This is a genomic window from Massilia sp. CT11-108, assembly GCF_047302915.1.
Taxonomy (GTDB): Bacteria; Pseudomonadota; Gammaproteobacteria; order Burkholderiales; family Burkholderiaceae_D; genus Telluria; species Telluria orientalis.
In genome coordinates this window covers 1-251 of the sequence record NZ_JBKYMO010001642.1, presented here as the reverse complement: position 1 = coordinate 251, position 251 = coordinate 1, and the positions used below count along the sequence as shown (strand labels likewise).

At 35.5% G+C, this 251-nt stretch carries 1 protein-coding gene; it reads left to right on the top strand.

The features are described 5' to 3' along the window. Positions 1 to 202: hypothetical protein (locus ACEN88_RS35875; RefSeq protein ID WP_413347150.1), on the top strand; the 202-nt coding region annotated here is incomplete at its 5' end. Positions 203 to 251: the final 49 nt, after the last annotated feature.

Genomic DNA, 251 nt, shown 5'->3' with positions numbered 1-251 from the left:
CTGCATAAAAAAACACAAAAACGCCGCCACATTACACCAAAGGCTTACCGACGATCAAAAACACCCCAGCACAAACCACAAAGGCTTCCAGAAAGAGAAAAACCCCCAACACGAACAAAACACACACACCTACAGAATCATCATCATAAAAAGCATGAAGATAACACAAGAAATCCTCACACAAATGAAGCAAAAACATTAATATACAAAATCCAAAATCACACATAAACAACAATAAAAAAGTATATTAT